12 protein-coding genes are annotated in these 13,177 nt (G+C 70.3%); 10 read left to right on the forward strand and 2 right to left on the reverse strand.

The features are described 5' to 3' along the window. Positions 1–3: 3 nt before the first annotated feature. From EP26_RS12280 to EP26_RS12310, 7 genes are all read left to right on the forward strand, one after another. The gene (locus EP26_RS12280) at positions 4–1,194 is read left to right on the forward strand and encodes a geranylgeranyl diphosphate reductase (protein ID WP_043338857.1); all 1,191 of its coding nucleotides are present in this window, start codon (positions 4–6) and stop codon (positions 1,192–1,194) included. 15 nt (positions 1,195–1,209) lie between these two features. Then, on the forward strand, positions 1,210–2,211 hold the full coding sequence (hemC, locus tag EP26_RS12285) for a hydroxymethylbilane synthase (protein WP_043338859.1): 1,002 nt from the start codon (positions 1,210–1,212) through the stop codon (positions 2,209–2,211). A 65-nt stretch (positions 2,212–2,276) separates the two neighbouring features. After that, on the forward strand, positions 2,277–3,125 hold the full coding sequence (locus EP26_RS12290; RefSeq protein ID WP_211259430.1) for a substrate-binding periplasmic protein: 849 nt from the start codon (positions 2,277–2,279) through the stop codon (positions 3,123–3,125). A gap of 7 nt (positions 3,126–3,132) precedes the next feature. Further along, on the forward strand, positions 3,133–3,804 hold the full coding sequence (locus tag EP26_RS12295; protein ID WP_043338860.1) for an amino acid ABC transporter permease: 672 nt from the start codon (positions 3,133–3,135) through the stop codon (positions 3,802–3,804). After that, entirely contained in the window at positions 3,804–4,490 is a 687-nt protein-coding gene (locus EP26_RS12300; RefSeq protein ID WP_043338861.1) for an amino acid ABC transporter permease, read from the forward strand. The genes EP26_RS12295 and EP26_RS12300 overlap by 1 nt, the downstream gene beginning before the upstream one ends. Continuing rightward, positions 4,487–5,242: an SDR family NAD(P)-dependent oxidoreductase gene (locus EP26_RS12305; protein ID WP_043338862.1), complete on the forward strand. Its 756-nt coding sequence runs from the start codon at positions 4,487–4,489 to the stop codon at positions 5,240–5,242. Before EP26_RS12300 ends, EP26_RS12305 begins: the two co-directional genes overlap by 4 nt. Positions 5,243–5,360: 118 nt before the next feature. After that, positions 5,361–5,546 (forward strand): mitochondrial import receptor subunit TOM20, encoded by a 186-nt coding sequence (locus EP26_RS12310; RefSeq protein WP_157033510.1) that lies wholly within the window; start codon positions 5,361–5,363, stop codon positions 5,544–5,546. An 8-nt stretch (positions 5,547–5,554) separates the two neighbouring features. Here the strand turns inward: EP26_RS12310 and EP26_RS12315 are convergent, their stop codons facing one another. After that, on the reverse strand, positions 5,555–6,427 hold the full coding sequence (locus EP26_RS12315) for a polysaccharide deacetylase family protein (RefSeq protein WP_043338864.1): 873 nt from the start codon (positions 6,425–6,427) through the stop codon (positions 5,555–5,557). Positions 6,428–6,472: 45 nt separating this feature from the next. Between EP26_RS12315 and EP26_RS12320 the strand changes: the two genes are divergently transcribed. The 3 genes from EP26_RS12320 (at position 6,473) to EP26_RS12330 (ending at position 12,309) form a co-directional block, all read left to right on the forward strand. Then, positions 6,473–8,005 carry an N-acyl-D-amino-acid deacylase family protein gene (locus tag EP26_RS12320; protein WP_245624381.1) on the forward strand — a complete coding sequence of 511 codons (1,533 nt, stop codon included), beginning with the start codon at positions 6,473–6,475 and terminating at the stop codon, positions 8,003–8,005. Positions 8,006–8,078: 73 nt separating this feature from the next. Next, a complete protein-coding gene (locus tag EP26_RS31900) occupies positions 8,079–11,573 on the forward strand; it encodes a PAS-domain containing protein (protein ID WP_052389102.1) in 3,495 nt (1,164 codons plus the stop codon). A gap of 64 nt (positions 11,574–11,637) precedes the next feature. Further along, positions 11,638–12,309, forward strand: coding sequence for a MarC family protein (locus tag EP26_RS12330; RefSeq protein WP_043338865.1), 672 nt, complete (start codon positions 11,638–11,640; stop codon positions 12,307–12,309). A gap of 94 nt (positions 12,310–12,403) precedes the next feature. Here the strand turns inward: EP26_RS12330 and EP26_RS12335 are convergent, their stop codons facing one another. Further along, positions 12,404–13,117: a response regulator gene (locus EP26_RS12335; protein WP_043338866.1), complete on the reverse strand. Its 714-nt coding sequence runs from the start codon at positions 13,115–13,117 to the stop codon at positions 12,404–12,406. Positions 13,118–13,177: the final 60 nt, after the last annotated feature.

A 13,177-nucleotide genomic window follows, 5' to 3' on the forward strand; every position in this document is an offset into this window, starting at 1 on the left:
ACCATGGCCAACGAGCCAGGAAGCTTCGATGTCGTCGTGGTCGGCGGCGGGCCCTCCGGGGCGACGGCGGCGGATGACCTGGCGCGGGCCGGGCGGCGGGTGCTGCTGCTGGACAAGGCGGGGCGCATCAAGCCCTGCGGCGGCGCCATCCCGCCGCGGCTGGTGCGCGACTTCGACATCCCCGACCGCATCATCGTTGCGCGGGTGAATGCGGCGCGGATGATCGCGCCCTCCGCCCGCGAGGTGGACATGCCGATCGATGGCGGCTTCGTCGGCATGGTGGACCGGGAGCATTTCGACGAATTCCTGCGAGTGCGCGCGGCGGAGAACGGGGCGGAGCGCGCCACGGGCAGCTTCGAGCGGATCGAGCATGAGGCGGATGGAACGGCGGTCGTCGTCTATGCCGCAAAGGATGGCGCCGAGGCGCGCGTCAGGACGCGGCTGGTGATCGGCGCCGACGGGGCGAAGAGCAAGGTGGCGAAGCAGGAGGTGCCGGCGGCGGCCAAGCTGCCCTGCGTCTTCGCCTATCATGAGATCGTCGCTTCCCCGGCCGATGGCGCGGGCAGCTTCGACGCGAAGCGTTGCGATGTCTTCTATCAGGGGCGGCATTCGCCGGATTTCTATTCCTGGATCTTCCCGCATGGGGAGACGACGAGCATCGGCACCGGCTCCGCGCACAAGGGCTTCTCGCTGCGCGGCTCGGTCGGCGCGCTGCGCGAGGCGACGGGGTTGGCGGGACAGGCGACGATCCGCCGCGAAGGGGCGCCGATCCCAATGAAGCCGGCGCGGCGCTGGGACAACGGGCGCGACGTGGTGCTGGCGGGGGATGCGGCGGGCGTGGTCGCGCCGGCCTCGGGCGAAGGCATCTACTATGCCATGCTCGGCGGGCGGCTGGCGGCGGAGGCGGCGGAGGCCTGTATTGTGACAGGCGATGCACGGGCGCTCGGCCTCGCGCGCAAGCGCTTCATGAAGGCGCATGGCCGCGTCTTCTGGATCCTCGGGATCATGCAGTATTTCTGGTATTCCTCCGACAAGCGGCGGGAGAAGTTCGTCGCCATCTGCGAGGACAAGGATGTCCAGCGGCTGACCTGGGAATCCTACATGAACAAGGAATTGGTCCGCCGCGATCCGATGGCGCATGTGCGCATCTTCTTCAAGGATCTGGCCCATCTTTTCGGCTTCGCCCGCGCCTGAGCAGGAGTGCCCTCGATGACCCGTTTGCGCTCCCTCGACATCCCGACCGCGCCACGCCATGGCGCGGGACAAACGCTGCCGCTGAAGGTGGGCACGCGGGGCTCGCCGCTCGCCTTGTGGCAAACGCGGCATTTCCTTTCGATCGTCAGCAGCTTCTGCCCGGTGCTGCGCAATGCCAAGGCCTTCGAGGAGCATGTCATCAGCACCGAGGGCGACCGGGTGCAGGACCGCCGGCTCGCCGATATCGGCGGCAAGGGGCTCTTCGCCAAGGAAATCCACGAGGCGCTGCTGGATGGGCAGGTGGATTTCGCCGTCCATAGCCTGAAGGACCTGGAGACGGAGCTGCCGCCGGGGATCGTGCTGGCCTGCCTGCTGCAGCGGGAGGACCCGCGGGATGCGATCATCCTCGGGCCCGTGTGCGGGGCGCCCGATCGGCGCGACCCGCTGGCCTGCATTCCGCATGGGGCGCTGATCGGCACGGCCTCGGTGCGGCGGCAGTCGCAGATCCTGGCGGTGCGGCCGGACCTGCGCTGCGAGATCATCCGCGGCAATGTGCAGACGCGGCTGGGGCGGGTGCGGAACGGGGACTTCGCCGCCTCCTTCCTGGCGCTGGCCGGGCTGAAGCGGATGGGCCTCGAGCGCGAGGCGGGCGTGGTGCTTGATGCCGATGCGGTGGTGCCGGCCGCCGGGCAGGGCATCGTCGGCGTCACCGTGCGGGCGCGGGATGTGGAGCTGCATGAGTTGCTCGCCGCGATCGAGGACCGGGAGGCGCGGATCGTCGCCACGGCGGAGCGGGCGCTGCTCGGCGCGCTCGATGGCTCCTGCCGGACGCCGATAGGGGCCTATGCGCAACTCGGCGCGGATGGGGTGGTACGGCTGACGGGGCTCATCGCCCGGCCGGATGGCAGCTACCTGCTGCGCGACAGCATCGAGGGGCCGGCGATGGAGGCGGAGCGGCTCGGGCGGACGCTCGGCGAGCGGCTGCGGCGGGAGGCGCCGGCGGATATTCTAGCCTGACAACGGGTTGACGGATCAGCTTCGCATCGGGAGGCTGCCTTCTCCCCGGATGAAGGAGCCTTCGCGTGCTGAGACGCTTCCTGCTCGCCGCCCCGTTGCTGGTTCTCGCCCTCGCCGCGCCGGCGCAGGAGGCGGATCATCCGCAGAACCGACCGCTCGTTGTCGGCTCGGATTTCGGCGTGGCGCCCTGGATGGTGCGTGGGGCGAGTGGGCCCGAGGGCTTCGGCGTCGACCTGATGACGGAGATCGCCAGGCGGCTCGGGCGGCCGGGGGTCGAGATCGTCGACGTGAATTTCTCGGGGCTGTTCGCGGCGCTGTTTGCGAAGCGCTTCGAGTTCACCGCCAATCCGCTGAACATCACCGAGGAGCGGGCGCAGCGGATGCTCTATACGGAGCCCTTCTTCGCCACGGGCAATGGCTTCATCACCCGGCGCAACGAGACGCTGGCGGGGCTGGAGGCGCTGAAGGGCCGGGCCATCGCGGTCAACCGGGGGACGATCAGCGACACCTGGGCGACGGCGAATGCCGAGAAATACGGCTTCGAGGTGCAGCGCTACGACACCTTCCCCGACAGCGTGCAGGCGGTGCTGACGCGCCGCGCCTTCGCTGCCATCAACGAGATCCCGACGACGGTCTATGCCGCGAGCCAGAACCGGCAGATCACCGTGGCCTTCAAGGATTACACGGGGCGGAATTTCGGCATCGCCTTCCGGCCGGAGAGCCGCGAATACCGCAACCGGGTGGAGGAGGTGCTGGAATGCATGAAGCAGGATGGCTTCCTCGCCCGGCTGCATGAGAAGTGGTACGGGGCGCCGCCGGATGCGGGCTCCTCGATGACTCAGGTCTTCCCGGGCTACGGGCCGCCGGGGCTGCCGGGCTTCGAGGATACGGCGCACACGCCGCGCTGCCAATAATCGCCGCATGGAGCGGCTGGCGGAGTACTACCTCAACCTCGATGTCCTGCGGAGCTATGGGCCGGAGATCGCCGCCGGCCTCTGGGTGACGCTGGCGGCGGCCATTGCCACGGTGGTGCTGGGCATCGGGCTCGGGCTGGCGATGGCCGTGGCGATGGCGGCCAGGGTGCCGGTGCTGCGACAGACGATTGTGGTGTGGATCGAGTTGTTCCGCACGCTGCCGCAGCTCGCCGTCATCATCGTGCTGTATTTCGGGCTGCCCTATGCGGGGATCACGCTCTCGCCCTTCTGGGCGACGGTCGGGGCGCTGGGGGCGGTGCTGTCGGCCTTCGCGGCGGAGATCTTCCGCAGCGCGATCCAGGCGTTGCCGCGGGGGCAGTGGGATGCAGCCTATGCGATGGGGCTCCGGTTTCGCGGGACTTTCTTCCTCGTCATCCTGCCTCAGGCGGTGCGGCTGGCGATCCCGCTGCTGACGAACCGGGCCATCGCCATCACCAAGGGGACGGCGCTGGGGACGGCCGTCTCGCTCTCCGAGGTGCTGGGGCGGGCGCAGAGCGCGATGGCCATCGCGGCCAATCCTTCGCCGCTGACCCTCGCCGCGGCGCTCTACCTGGTGCTGTTCCTGCCTTTGGTCGTCGCTAGCCGGTGGCTTGAGGCGCGACGGGTGGTGCCGCGGTGATGCTGCAGGACCTGATCGACAATTTCGCGGATTGGGAGAGCCTCGTCCGGGTCTGGCCACTGCTGGCGCAGGGGTTGTGGTTGACGGCGAAGCTTGCGCTCGTCGCACTGCCGCTCGGCATGCTGGCGGGGCTGCTGGTCGGGCTCGGCTGCGCGCTCGGCGGCCGCGCGGTGCGGGTCGGGCTGCTGTGCTGGATCGACCTGTTCCGCGCCTTCCCGGTGCTGGTGCTGCTGGTGCTGATCTATTACGGCCTGCCCTTCCTCGGGCTGACGCTGCCGGCCTTTGCGGCCACGGTGCTGGCGCTGGTGCTCAACAACTCGGGCTATTACGGCGAGATCTTCCGGGCGGGACTCGGCAGCGTCCCGCATGGGCAGAGGGAGGCGGCGGCGGCGCTCAGCCTCACGCCGCTCAGGGCGATGCTGCTGGTGGTGCTGCCGCAGGCGCTGCGGGCGGTGATCGCGCCGCTCGCCTCAAACAGCCTGGAGCTGGTGAAGGCGACATCCATCGCCGCCATGGTCGCGCTGCCGGAGCTGCTGCGGAGCGCGCGCGTGGCGCAGGAGCAGACCTACAACCCAACGCCGCTGATGGCGGCGGCGGTGCTGTATTTCGTACTGCTCTGGCCCTTCGCCCATGCGGTGGCGCGGCTGGAGCGGCGGATGCTGGTGGCGAGCGGAGGCGGGCGATGAGGCTGAAGGATCGCGTGGCGCTCGTCACCGGCGGGGCGTCGGGGATCGGGCGGGCGATCGCGGCGCGCTTCGTCGCCGAGGGCGCGACGGTGGTGATCGCCGATGTCACGACCGTCGTGCGCGAGGGCGGGCAGCCGACGCATGAATGGCTCGGCATCGAGCATATCGCCACCGATGTGTCGGTGGAGGCGGAGTGCGAGGCGGCGGTGGCGCGAGTGATCGGGCGGCATGGCCGGCTCGACGTGCTGGTGAACGATGCGGCGATCACCCTCGGCAAGCCGCTGCTGGACTGCTCGCGGGAGGAGTGGGACCGGGTGCTGGCGGTGAACCTCACCGGCTGCTTCCTGATGAGCCGGGCGGCGGTGCGGGCGATGCTGGCGCAGCCGCCGCGGGGCGAGGTGCGGGGGCGAATCGTTAACATCTCCTCGCAGCATGGGATGGTCGCCTCGCCGGGGGACATTGCCTATGGGACGTCGAAGGCGGGGGTCGCCTATCTGACGCGTCAGGTGGCGGTGGATTATGCGGCGCAGGGCGTCGTCTGCAATGCGGTGGCGCCGGGGAAGATCCTCACCGGCAAGACGGGGCGGGCCATCGACCCGGCGATGATCGCCTATTCCCATGCGCGCACGCCCTGGCCACGACTCGGGCGGCCGGAGGATGTGGCGGGGGCGGCGCTGTTCCTCGCCTCGGACGACGCGATGTATGTCACCGGGGAGAACCTGATGGTCGATGGCGGATGGATGGCCTACTGAGCCCGCCCGCGAACGGGCATCCATAATCTGTATACGCGTTAAATAAGCTTAATCGCACCCTTGTAGGTTGTGTGAAACGCGCTCCGTTTCAAAAATGGGTCTCGGAACGGAGATCAAGATGGCACCGCTGATTCCTCTCTTTACTTTCGGCTTCGCGACCTACCTCGTCCTCATTCTCGCTTTCCTGGGCTACTGCCTCGTCATGGACAGGAAACGGCGGCATGGGCGGGATGCCTATGCGTCCAGGATGAAGTCCGACCGGCGTCGGTCCGGTGGTGATGGGGAATGGGCAGCGGGCTTCTGAGGCCGGCCTCAGGCCGGGGCCTGGGACCTGTACCAATCCAGTAGCTGCACACCGTTCCAATGCAGCACGCCGCCATGCTTCGCCACATGCTCGTAGAATCGTTCCAGATACCGGATCCGGTGCGGCTGGCCTGAGATGTAGGGATGGATGGCGATGGACATGATCTTCGCCCGCTCCGCCCCTTCCTCGTAGAGCCGGTCGAACTGGTCGATGGCGCGCTTCAGCAGGTAGTCGCTCTCGTGGTGCTGGACGAGCATCATGGGGATGTCGTTCAGCTCCACCGTATAGGGCAGGGTGACGAGCGGGCCCTTGTCGGTGCGGATGGTGGTCGGCTCGTCGTCATAGACCCAGTCGCCGATATACTGCACGCCGGCCTCGGCCAGCAGCTCCGGCGTCTCCAGCGTCTGGGTCAGGCCCGGGCCAAGCCAGCCGACGGGGCGGGTGCCGGTGAAGCGCTCCAGCGCATCCATCGAGCGATGAATCATGGCGCGCTGGTCGGGCTCCTTGTGGATCGGCCCCTGTTCCCAGGAATGGCCCATGAACTCCCAGCCGGCCTCCAGCGCCTGGCGGGCGACGCGCTCGTAATCCTCGCAGACGCGGGCATTGATCGAGAGGGTGGGGGCGATGCCGAGGCGCTCGTAGAGCTTGAAGAAGCGCCAGACGCCGACGCGCATGCCGTATTCGTGCCAGGACCAGTTCGGCACGTCGGGCAGCAGCACCTGGCCGGTCGGGGCGGGGAGAACCTGGCGGGCCATGGGCTTGCCGATGTCCCAGACCTCGAGGGTGACGATGGTCCAGACGACGATCCGCGCATCGCCGGGCAGGCGGAGCGGCGGGCGGTCCACGATGGCGGAGTAGGCGGCGCGGTCGCGTGGCTGCATGCTCGTCCTCGGCTCCTTCGCACGCCCCGGAAGGCATAGCGGCCCGTGGCGCAGCTCCCGGATCGCGGCAGCTTGGCAGCCCCGGGGCGGCGCGCCAAGCTCACCGCCTTGGGAGTGACCACCATGGGCCTGCGCTGCGACCTGATCATCCGCGACGCGACGCTGATCGACGGCACCGGCGCCCCGGCGCGGCGGGGCGATATCGGCGTCACCGGCGACCAGATCGCGGCCATCGGCGACCTCTCCGGGACGGGCGCGGACCGCGAAGTGATGGCCGATGGCCGGGCGGTGGCGCCGGGCTTCATCGACGCGCATACGCATGACGACCAGGCGGTGCTCTGCGGGCCGCAATGCATGATGTGCAAGACCTCGCAGGGGGTGACCACGGTGGTGGTCGGCAATTGCGGCATCAGCCTCTCGCCGGTGCCGATGGCGGAGCGGCCGCCGGCGCCGCTCGACCAGGTCTGTGCGCCGGAATGGTGGATCTTCGATAGTTTCGGCGCCTATGCGGAGCGGCTGCGGCGGGACCCGGCCGCGGTCAATACGCTGGCGTTGATCGGGCATATGTCGCTGCGCCTCGGGGCGATGGGGCGGGACCTCGACCGGCCGGCCACCGACCGCGAGGCGGAGGCGATGCGGCGCAGGCTCGCCGAGGCGCTGGCGGAGGGGGCGGCGGGGCTCTCGACCGGGCTGTTCTATGCGCCGAGCAAGCATGCGCCGACGGAGGAGGTGATCGCGGTCGCCGAGGCGCTGCGCGGCTATGGCGGGCTTTACGTCACCCATATGCGGAACGAGGCGGAGGGGGTGCTGGAGAGCATCGAGGAGACGCTCTCGATCGGTGCGGCGGCGGGGGTGCCGGTGGTCATCAGCCACCACAAATGCGCCTTGCCGGAGAACCATGGCCGCTCGGTGGAGACGCTGGCGGCGATCGAGGCGGGGGCGAAGAGGCAGGCGGTGGCCTTCGACGTCTATCCCTACGCCGCCGCCTCCACCTCGCTCGCCGCGCGGAAGCCGCGGGCGGATGTGCCGGTCAGGATCGCCACCTCCCTCCCCTACCCCGAGATGGCGGGGCGGATGCTGGACGAGGTGGCAGTGGAGTGGGGCCTCTCGCTGGAGGGGGCCGTGGCGCGGCTGCTGCCGGCCAGCGGCATCTTCCACAACATGGCGGAGGAGGATGTGCAGCGGATAATGGCCCACCCGATGGCGATGATCGGCAGCGATGGCGGGCCGCTGGCGGAGCACCCGCATCCGAGGCTCTGGGGGACCTTCCCGCGGGTGATCGGGCATTACGGGCGCGATCTCGGCTTGTTCGGGCTGGAGGCGGCCATCCACAAGATGACGGGGCGGCCGGCGGCGGTCTTCGGCCTCGAGGGGCGCGGGGTGCTGGCGCCGGGGGCCTTTGCCGACCTCGTGCTGTTCGACCCGGCGACCATCGCCGACCGCGCCACCTTCGCCGAGCCGCGGCAGCCGGCGGCGGGGATCGCCGAGGTCTGGGTCAATGGGCAGACGGCCTATACCGGGGCGGGTGGCGCCACCGAGGCCCGGTCGGGCCGGCTCCTGCGGCGAGTCGCCGGCTGATTCCGGGGCCGTGCGACAGACGCGACAATTCTTCCGCGACTATGGGACTGCGATGAGACGCATAAGGCGTCCTATGCCGGATATGCCCGACCATGCCCCGACGCAGGATCTGATGGACCCCGCCGAGGCCTCGCTGCTGCTCCCTGCCCTGCTCCGGCAGATGAAGGCCGGCATCGCCGTGTTCGAGCCGGACCAGACGCTGCGCCTCGCCAACCCGGCCCTCGCCGCGGTGCTGGGGCTGACGATGCGGCCCTTCCGCGGGCAGCGGCTCGACATGCTGCTCGGCCCCTCGGCGGGGCCGGCGCTCGATGCCGCCCTCGCCCCCTTCAAGGCCCCGGCTGGCGGCACCGCCCGCTGGACCACGCCGGATGAGCGGCGGATCGAGGTGGAGGTGGAGGTGCTGGCCGATGGCAGCCGCCTCGGCCTGCTGCGCGACGTGACCTGGCAGCGCGAGGCGGAGGAGAACCTGGCCGAGGCGCGCGGCCGCACCGAGCTGCTGCTGCGCTACGTCACCGATTGCGTCGTGCTGCTCGACCCCGATGGGGTGATCCTCGAGAATACCGACCGCTCCGGCCGACTGCTCGACCTGCCGCCGGAGCTGGTGCAGCCGGGCTGCACCCATCAGGAGGTGCTGCGCCATATGTACCGGCGCGGCGATTACGGCTTCGCCGAGACGGAGGACGAGTTCGTCGCCCGGCGGCGGGCCGAGATCCTGTCTTCCGGCGATCTCACCTTTACCGCACTGATGCCGAGCGGCGTCTGGGCGGAGTATAATTTCTGGCCGCGTCTGGACGGCCACCTGCTCATCATCATCCGCGACGTGACCGCGCTGAAGGAGGCGCAGGCGACGCTGGAGGCGGAGCGCGCCCAGGCCCGCCGCCTGCTCGCCAATCTCAGCGATGCGGTGATGCTGTTCGATGCCGATGGCACGCTGCTCGAATCCAACGGGCATGAGGAGGCGGTGCTCGGCCTGCCGGCGGAATTCGGCGAGCCGGGCGCACGCTTCCAGGATGCGCTGCGCTACATGGTCCGCCGCGGCGATTTCGGTCACGATCGGCCGGAGGATGCCGAGGTCGCCATGCATTGGCTGGCCCTCACCTCGCCCGGCCACAAGCGGATTGCACAGCGCTTCGCCAATGGCCGCTGGATCGAGCTGCACTACCATCCGCAGCCGGACGGCAAGCTCTACATCGTCGCCCGCGACATCACCGAGATGCGCGAGAGCGCCCTGGCGCTGGAGGCCGAGCGGGCGACCTTGCGCACCGTCATCGACAACCTGGCCGATGGCGTCATGTTGTATGACAAGGACTACCGCTGGCGCATCGCCAACCGGCAGCTCATGGACTTCCTCCGCCTGCCGCCGGAGATCGCGCATCCGGGCGCGAGCGGGCGGGATATCCTCCGCTTCCAGGCCCTGCGCGGCGATTTCGGGCCACCGCCCGAGGACCCGGTGGCGCTCGAGGCGTTGGTGGAGGAGCGCGCCCAGGCCATGCTGCAGCCGGGCGGCAACCGCTACGTCCGCAAGACCGCCGGCGGCTACTGGATCGAGTTCAACATGCTGCCCCTGCCGGATGGCGGGCTGCTGACCTGCTTCCGCGACATCACGCGCCTCAAGGACCAGGAGGAGGCGCTGGAGGCGGAGCGCGCCCTGCTCCGCCGCGTGCTGGACGGGCTGCAGGATGCGGTGATCCTGCTCGACCCGGATGGCGCCATCGTCGAGACCAATGGCAAGGCCCCTGCCCTCTTCGGCCTGCCGGAGGAGCTGATGCAGCGCGGCTCCTCGCACCAGGCGGTGCAGCGCTGGCGCTACCGCCACGGCGACTTCGGCTTCGACCGGCCGGAGGACGAGGTGGTGGAGGAGCGCTGGGCGACCGTGAAGGCGAGCGAAGGGCCGATGCCGCTGCGCCTGATGCCGAACGGCAAATGGGTGGAGAATCAGTTCCGCACCCTCCCCAACGGCCAGATCCTCGCCACCTGCCGGGACATGACGGCCTTGAAGCTCAACGAGCAGGCGGCGCTGGCCGCCAAGGGCGAAGCCGAGGCGGCGCGCGACGCGGCCGAGACGGCGGCACGGGCCAAGGCGACCTTCCTCGCCGCCATGAGCCACGAGATCCGCACGCCGATGAACGGCGTGCTCGGGATGATGGAAATCCTCGAGCGCTCCGGCCTCTCGGCCGAGCAGGGCCGGGCGCTGGCGGTGATGCGGGAGAGCGCGCAGTCGCTGCTCCGCATCATCGACGACATCCTCGACTTCTCGAAGATCGATGCCGGGCGGCTGGAGGTGGAGGCCCTGCCCTTCAGCCTGCGCAGCCTGGTGGACGGCATGGTGGAGACGCTGGCGCCGCAGGCCCGCGCCAAGGGGCTTGCCCTGTTCACCGACCCGGCGGGGCCGGGGCCGGACTGGGTGACGGGCGACCCGACGCGGGTGCGGCAGATCCTCTTCAACCTGCTCGGCAATGCGTTGAAATTCACCGAGCGCGGCTTCGTCCGGGTGATGGCGGATACGCGGCCGGAGCCGGACGGGCGGGTGCAGGTGGTGCTGGCGGTGGAGGACAGCGGGATCGGGATGGATGCGGCGGCGCAGCTGCGGCTGTTCCAGCCCTTCGCCCAGGCCGACAGCTCGACCACGCGGCGCTTCGGCGGGACGGGGCTCGGGCTGTCCATCGTCCGGCGACTGGCGCAGCTGATGGGCGGCGACGTCACGGTGGAGAGCACGCCGGGACGGGGCAGCCGCTTCACCGTGACCTTGCTGCTCGCCCCGGCGGCGGCAGGGGAGGCAGCGGAGGCGGCGGTCTCCATCCCGGCGGCGGTGCCGCAGACGCTCGAAGGGCTGCCGCGGCTCCTGGTGGCGGACGACCATCCGGTGAACCGGGAAGTGCTGCTGCGCCAGCTTGAGGTGCTCGGCCTCAGCGCCGACGTGGCGGAGGACGGGGCGGCGGCGCTGAAGCTCTGGCAGGCGCGGCGGCACGGCATCCTGCTGCTCGACCTGCACATGCCGGAGCTCGACGGCTTCGGCCTGGCGCGGCGCATCCGCGAGGAAGAGGCGATTGAGGGACTGCCGCGTACCGGCCTCGTGGCGGTGACGGCGGATGCGCTGAAGGGCGAGGATGCACGCTGCTATGCGGCGGGGATGGACGGCTTCCTGTCCAAGCCCGTTTCGCTCGATGCGCTGGCGCGCACCCTCGGCCGCTGGCTGCCTGAGCTGGCACCGGAGGGGACGGCGACGGGGGAGGATACGGTGAGCGGCGCGCTGTTCGACCCGGAGGCGCTGCGCGGGCTGTTCGGGGCGGATGCGGGGCGGCTGGCGGGCATCCTCGACAGCTTCGCCGCCAATGCGCAGCAGGAGGTGGCGGTGCTGGCGGCAGCGGCGGAGCCGGACCGGCTGGCGGGCACGGCGCACCGGCTGAAGGGCGCCTCGCACATGGTCGGCGCAAGGCTGTTGGCGGAGCAGGCGGCGCGCGTCGAGAGCCTGGCGCGCGAGGGCGAGCTGGCGGCGGCGCGGCAGGCGGTGGAGGGGATGGAGACACTGCTGGCGCGGACGCTGAAGGCGGCGCGGGCCGGGTTGTAGCGCCAGGGGTGCGGCATGGTATGCAGGGCGATGCTCCCTGCCCTACCGATGCGCGCCGCCTGACATGCCCGATTTCGGCAATGGGGTGCAGAGCTTCGTCCTCGCCTTCTCAGCGCTCTTCTCCATCGTGAACCCGATCGGCGCCGCGCTGGTCTTCAGCGAGGTGACGGCCGGCCGCAGCCATGCGGAGCGGGTGCTGCTGGCCAAGCGGATCGGCCTTTATGCCGCGATGATGATGCTCGGGGCGCTCTGGCTCGGCGCCTATGTGCTGGAGTTCTTCGGCGTCTCGCTGGCGGCGCTGCGCATCGCCGGCGGGCTGGTGGTGGCTGTGCGGGCCTGGAGCCTGCTGATGGCGCCCGAGACGATCGAGGCGCGCAAGCAGGAGCAGGCGGGCGAGGCGACCGGTGCGGCGGACGATGCCTTCTTCCCGCTGACCATGCCCTTCACCACGGGGCCAGGCACCATCTCTGTCGCGGTCGCGCTCGGCGCCAACCGGCCGCCGGGCGGCATCGGGGCGATCCTGCCCTTCTTCGCCGGGGTTTCAGCGGCGGCGGTGGCCGTCGCGGTGACGGTGTGGCTCGCCTATTCCTCGGCGGACCGGCTGACCGGGCTGCTCGGCGAGGCGCGGGCGCGGGTGGTGTCGCGGCTGGCGGCCTTCCTGATGCTCTGCGTGGGGACGCAGATCACCCTCGGCGGCGTCATCGACGTGCTGCGGCCGTTGCTGGCGGCGCGTTGAGGCTGCGATCCGCCGATCGCAGCCTCAACGCTGTTACCTGATCGCGTGATTCACGCCTCCGGCCGTTCCGGCCTGCGGCGATCACGCTCCAGCCTCAATCCCGCGGTGGGACGAACATGTAGCCGACGCCGCGGACGCTGCGGATCGCCTCGGGCTTGGCAGGGTCAGCCTCCAGCTTGCGGCGGAGACGGAGGATGCGGTTGTCGATCGCCCGGTCGAAGGCATCCGCCTCGCGGTGGGAGCTGGATTCGAGCAGCCAGTCGCGCGTCAGGGGTCGGTTGGGGTGGCTGACGAAGAGCTTCAGCAGGTCGAACTCGCTGGCGGTCAGCGCATCCTCGCTGCCGTCGGGGCGGACCAGCAGGCGGCGCTCCAGGTCCAGCATGCAGGTGCCCACGCGGACCTCGGAAACCTTGGCCGGCGGCGGGGCGGCGGCGCCGGCAGAGCGGCGCAGCAGGGCGCGGACGCGAGCGAGCAGCTCGCGCGGCTCGAAGGGCTTGGTGACATAGTCGTCGGCGCCGGATTCGAGGCCGACGACGCGGTCCACCATGTCGCCCGCCGAGGTCAGCATCAAGATGCCGATGCGCGCCGAGCGGCCGCGCAGCCAGCGTGCTAGGGCGAAGCCGTCCTCCGCCTCGCCGAGCTGGACGTCGAGGATCGCGAGGTCCGGCATCGCCTGCTCGGCCATGCGCTTGAGCTCGGCGCCGGAGGCGGCGGGCACCGGGCGCAGCCCGTGCTGGGATAGGTAGTCGGTGACCAGCTGGCGCTGGAAGCCGTCATCCTCCACCAGCACGATGCGGGGTGCCGCCATGCGTCTCGCTCACTCCTCGGGAGCGCGGAGTGTAACCGAGGCGGGCCGCCCGGCAAGGGC

The organism is Belnapia moabensis DSM 16746, from assembly GCF_000745835.1.
GTDB lineage: Bacteria > Pseudomonadota > Alphaproteobacteria > Acetobacterales > Acetobacteraceae > Belnapia > Belnapia moabensis.